The sequence below is a fragment of the Lentilactobacillus sp. genome (genome assembly GCF_040773105.1).
GTDB lineage: Bacteria > Bacillota > Bacilli > Lactobacillales > Lactobacillaceae > Lentilactobacillus > Lentilactobacillus parabuchneri.
In genome coordinates, this window is the sequence record NZ_JAXGWW010000137.1 from 1 (window position 1) to 5,353 (window position 5,353).

At 42.3% G+C, this 5,353-nt stretch carries 4 protein-coding genes, 1 tRNA gene and 1 pseudogene; 5 read left to right on the top strand and 1 reads right to left on the bottom strand.

The window, feature by feature from the left end; all coding sequences use genetic code 11:
- Nucleotides 1-324: 324 nt before the first annotated feature.
- Nucleotides 325-777 (top strand): GNAT family N-acetyltransferase, encoded by a 453-nt coding sequence (locus AB3112_RS07715; protein WP_057910233.1) that lies wholly within the window; start codon nt 325-327, stop codon nt 775-777.
- Nucleotides 778-949: 172 nt separating this feature from the next.
- Here AB3112_RS07715 and AB3112_RS07720 read toward each other — a convergent pair.
- Nucleotides 950-1,021 (bottom strand) — tRNA-Arg (locus tag AB3112_RS07720).
- Nucleotides 1,022-1,282: 261 nt separating this feature from the next.
- Between AB3112_RS07720 and gap the strand changes: the two genes are divergently transcribed.
- The 4 genes and pseudogenes from gap to eno all read left to right on the top strand — a co-directional run.
- A complete protein-coding gene (gap, locus tag AB3112_RS07725; RefSeq protein ID WP_057910232.1) occupies nt 1,283-2,293 on the top strand; it encodes a type I glyceraldehyde-3-phosphate dehydrogenase in 1,011 nt (336 codons plus the stop codon).
- 102 nt (nt 2,294-2,395) lie between these two features.
- On the top strand, nt 2,396-3,610 hold the full coding sequence (pgk, locus tag AB3112_RS07730; protein WP_057910231.1) for a phosphoglycerate kinase: 1,215 nt from the start codon (nt 2,396-2,398) through the stop codon (nt 3,608-3,610).
- Nucleotides 3,611-3,741: 131 nt separating this feature from the next.
- Nucleotides 3,742-4,500 (top strand): triose-phosphate isomerase, encoded by a 759-nt coding sequence (gene tpiA, locus AB3112_RS07735; protein WP_057910230.1) that lies wholly within the window; start codon nt 3,742-3,744, stop codon nt 4,498-4,500.
- Nucleotides 4,501-4,601: 101 nt separating this feature from the next.
- Nucleotides 4,602-5,353, top strand: a pseudogene (eno, locus tag AB3112_RS07740) (phosphopyruvate hydratase); the annotation flags it as partial.

The following is a 5,353-nucleotide window of genomic DNA, read 5'->3' on the forward strand; positions in this document are numbered from 1 at the left end:
CTGAAATTATGGCCTTTTACGCCAAACAGGGTGTTGACTTCTCGGAAGGGGTTCGTGAGGCAACGTCTGTGCCGGATTAATGGGGTCGTTTATTAGAACAGTATCAACAATTGAAAACGGAGATTCAGGGATTAATCTTGGATCTTCTTTTTGTTGTTCTTTGAAACAAACGACCAGTGAAAGGGCCAGGCTGTCAAAAAGACACGAGATTGACGCTCGATATTTTTGTGCTTGATTTGGCAGCTTAGAAGATATAAATTGAATGAGTCAATATAAGTGCCATTGAATACACCTTAATTTGGCTTGAAGAAAGTGAGAAATACAATGCAAATTGTCGAAGTAACGGACCCCAATTCTGAACTGATCGAGCGCTTGGTGGCAGTTTGGGAGTCTTCTGTCAGGGCGACCCATTTATTTTTAACAGACGATGAGATTCGAAGTATTAAGAAAGTCATTCCTGAGGCGATCGTCAATGTCCAGCATTTAATCGTAATGAAGCGCGATGATAATGATCCGATCGGCTTCATGGGGGTCAATGATCAAATGCTTGAAATGTTATTTATTTCAGATCAATACCGCGGTAAAGGCTTAGGCAAACAATTATTCGAAGATGGACTGCAAAAATATTCGATCAATCAACTTGGCGTCAACGAACAAAACCCACTTGCTCGGGGATTTTATGAGCATATGGGATTTAAAGTGTATCAACGGACTGAATTAGATGAACAGGGGAATCACTTTCCAATTCTCTATATGAAAAAAGTTGATGACGATTAAGTCAGTCACCCGTAGGAAAACAAAAACAGCGAGGCATTTGCCTCGCTGTTTCATTTTTAAAATCGCGTTGTACTTACTGATTTTTTACTGGTTTTGGACCCAAAACTACCATGCTAAAATGCTGAAATATAGCAGTGACTGGCTTGTGATAACTAAAATCAGTTAAGCCTGATGCGCTCGGGGGGAATCGAACCCTCATTTCAAGAACCGGAATCTTACGTGCGATCCATTACACTACGAGCGCAACTTACTATACCAATATACTAGAAAGTAAGAATTTTTTCAAGAACAAAGAAAAGTTGATTGTGAAAACGCTTACTAAATCTAATTCCATTGCAATTCTCCGGCGGTCTGCTATACTCGAATCTGGGTAATATTTTATGGTTACTCGATGCATACTTTGAACTTTTGTTCACAAGGTGCTGACTTTGTTTTCATTTCATGGTACGATTAATGTGTACTGTGTCTTAATATTTTCTTATTTCCTAAAGGAGGAAAACTTAGTATGACTGTAAAGATTGGTATTAACGGTTTTGGCCGAATTGGTCGTTTGGCATTCAAACGGATTCACGAATTGCACTCCGACGAAATTGAAGTGGCTGCAATTAACGATTTGACCACTCCATCAATGTTGGCTTATTTATTGAAGTATGATTCAACCCATGGACGTTTCCCTGGTGATGTTTCTGCAACTGACAAGGGTATCGTCGTTGACGGTAAAGAAATCCCTGTATATGCAGAAAAAGATGCTTCTAACCTTCCTTGGGTTAAGAACGACGGTGTTGACTACGTTCTTGAATGTACTGGTTTTTACACTTCAGAAGAAAAATCACAAGCTCACATCAAGGCTGGTGCAAAGCGTGTCTTGATTTCAGCTCCTGCTGGTCAAATTAAGACTGTTGTTCCTGGCGTTAACTTGGATGAATTGAACTCAAACGATGTAATCGTTTCAGCTGGTTCATGTACAACTAACTGCTTGGCTCCAATGGCTTACTTCATGAACAAAGACTTTGGTATCAAAGTTGGTACCATGACAACTGTTCATGCATTCACTGCTTCACAACAAATTCTTGATGGTCCTAAGACTAAGAAGAAGCGTAACAACCGTACTGCCAGTGCTAACACGATTCCTCATTCAACTGGTGCTGCTAAGGCTATCGGTTTGGTTATCCCTGATCTTGCAGGTAAACTCCAAGGTCACGCACAACGTGTTGCCGTAGTTGATGGTTCATTAACTGAATTGGTTGCAATCCTCGACAAGAAGGTTACTGCTGACGAAGTTAACGATGCTATGAAGAAGCATACCGCTGACAACCCTGCCTTTGGTTACAATGCTGACGAAATCGTTTCATCAGACATCATTGATGACGATCATGGTTCAGTATTTGACCCAACTCAAACTGAAGTTACGACTGCCGGTGACAACCAACTTGTTAAGACTGTTGCTTGGTATGACAACGAATGGGGCTTCACTTGCAACATGGTTCGTACTTTGTTGAAGTTTGCTTCACTTTAATAATTAATTGTAAATGGCGGAGGAGGGTGGCCTTCTCCGTCTTTTACTATCTAACTATGTTCTACTAATCACAAACACAAACGATTTTGGGAGGTTTCAAAATTGGCAAAATTAACAGTTTCTGATTTAAATCTCGAAGGAAAGAAAGTTTTGATGCGTGTCGACTTTAACGTACCAATTAAAGACGGCGTTATTGGTGACGATAACCGTATCCAAGCTGCTTTACCAACGATTAAGTACGTATTGGACCACAAGGGCAAGGCAATTCTTTGCTCACATCTTGGCCGAATTAAGAAGGAAGACGACAAGAAGGGCTTATCATTACGCCCAGTTGCAGAACGTCTGTCAAACCTTTTGAACAAGCCGGTGATCTTCTGCCCCGTAACTGAAGGCAAACAACTTGAAGATGCCATCGCTAAGATGGAAGACGGCAGCGTGCTGTTATTTGAAAACACCCGTTACGAAGATGTTGTCAACGGTGAATACGTCAAACGTGAGTCCGGTAACGATCCTAAATTAGGCGAATACTGGGCATCACTTGCTGACGAATTTATCAACGACGCCTTTGGTACTGCTCATAGATCCCACGCCTCAAACGCTGGTATCGCAGAAGCAATGCACAAGGATGGCAAGCCGGTTGCTGCTGGTTTCTTAATGGAAAAAGAAATCCAGTTCTTGGGTGAAGCTGTTAACAATCCACAACGTCCATTTGTTGCCATTCTTGGTGGTGCCAAAGTATCAGACAAAATTGGTGTGATTGATAACCTGCTTGACAAAGCTGACAAGATTATCATTGGTGGTGGAATGACCTACACATTCTACGCTGCCAAGGGCATCAAGATTGGAAACTCACTTATCGAAAAAGATAAGATTGACGTTGCCAAGAAGATCCTTGAAAAGGGCGGCGACAAGATCGTTCTCCCTACTGATAACGTGGTTGCTAAAGAATTTAACAACGATGCTGAACACAAGGTTGTTGAAGGTGACATTGACGATGGTTGGATGGCTTTGGATATCGGTCCTAAGTCAATCGAAGCGTTCGAAAATGTCCTTAAAGATGCCAAGACGGTTGTTTGGAACGGCCCTATGGGTGTGTTTGAAATGGCTAACTACGCACAAGGAACCCTTAAGATTGGTGAATTCTTGGGTACTTTAAGCAATGCTACAACAATTGTTGGTGGTGGTGATTCAACCGCTGCTGTTAAGCAATTAGGCGTTGCTGACAAATTGACCCACATTTCTACCGGTGGTGGTGCTTCACTTCAATATCTTGAAGGTAAGACGCTTCCTGGTATTGCAGCAATCGATAACAAATAATCTTGAAAGGGCCCGCTTTTTAGCGGACTCTTTTTCATTTACTAAAAATTGGTATAGGAGAAAAATGTGGCTTTTGAAACCGGGATTCGTTACAATGGCATTAAGTTAAAAAATGTAAAGGATGATTTCTTATGAGAATTCCGTTTGTTGCCGGTAATTGGAAAATGAATTTATCGGTTACAGAAGCAGTCAAATTTCTTCAAGATATTAAGGGCAAACTGCCGGATCCCAAGGTGACTGAAACCTGTGTGGCGGCCTCCCCGTTGTTTTTGGAGAGCATGTTGCAGGAAAATGGTGATTCACCACTGATTATTTCTGCCGAAAATTGTTTTTACGAAGATGCCGGTGCCTATACGGGCGAAGTCAGTCCCAAGGCACTTTCTGAAATGGGTGTTACCCACGTGATCATTGGTCACTCAGAGCGGCGGAAGTATTTTAATGAAACCGACGATATTATCAACAAGAAGGTGCACGCCGCCTTTAGAAACCACTTAACGCCGATTATCTGCTGTGATGAAACTATGAGCCGAAGAGAATCAGCCGACAGAATCTCGTGGGTAGTTAGTCAAGTGACCAACGCTTTGAAGTCGGTGACGCCCGAACAAGCTGAAACCATCATTGTGGCTTATGAACCGAGTTGGGCAATCGGCAGTGGTAAAACAGCCAGCAGTGATGAAGCTGAAGAGGGCTGCTACTTGATTCGCCAAACAATTGCTGATTTGTACGGCGATGATATTGCCAACCAGGTCCGCGTTTTGTACGGTGGCAGTGTCAATGATGAAAATGCCGACGATATTCTTTCACAGACCGATATCGATGGTGTTTTGGCCGGTGGGGCCAGTTTAAAGGCAGATTCGTTCTTGAAACTTGCAAACTTTTTACAAAAATAGTTAAATTCGTTGAATTGTATTGAAAGTTAGTCCCGAAACTAATAGAATTAGAGTGAACCTTGTACAAAAGGTCACAACTTTCGCTAAGGAGAGAAAAAAACATGTCAATTATTTCTGATATTTATGCTCGTGAGGTTCTAGACTCTCGTGGTAACCCAACTGTTGAAGTTGAATTATATACTGAAGCAGGCGCAATGGGCCGTGGAATCGTTCCTTCAGGTGCTTCAACTGGTGAACACGAAGCTGTTGAACTCCGTGATGGTGACAAGGATCGTTACATGGGCAAGGGCGTTACCAAAGCCGTTGACAACGTTAATAACATCATCGCTAAAGAAATTGTTGGCTACGATGTTACTGACCAATTGGCAATTGATAAGGCCATGATCGAATTGGATGGTACGCCAAATAAAGGCAAGTTAGGCGCTAACGCTATTTTAGGTGTTTCCTTAGCCGCTGCCCGTGCTGCTGCTGACGAATTGGAAGTTCCATTGTACAACTACCTTGGTGGTTTCAATGGTCACTTGCTTCCAACACCAATGTTGAACGTTATCAACGGTGGTAAGCATGCCAACAACAAGGTTGATTTCCAAGAATTCATGATCATGCCTGTTGGTGCCCCAACTATCAAAGAAGCAATTCGTTGGAGTTCAGAAACATTCCATAACTTGAAGAACTTATTGAACGAACGCGGATACTCAACTGCCGTTGGTGATGAAGGTGGATTTGCACCTGATTTGAAGAACAACGAGGAACCATTTGAAATCCTTGTTGAAGCTATCCAACGTGCCGGCTACAAGCCAGGTAAAGACATTGCCATTGCCTTTGACTGTGCCGCATCTGAATTCTACAACAC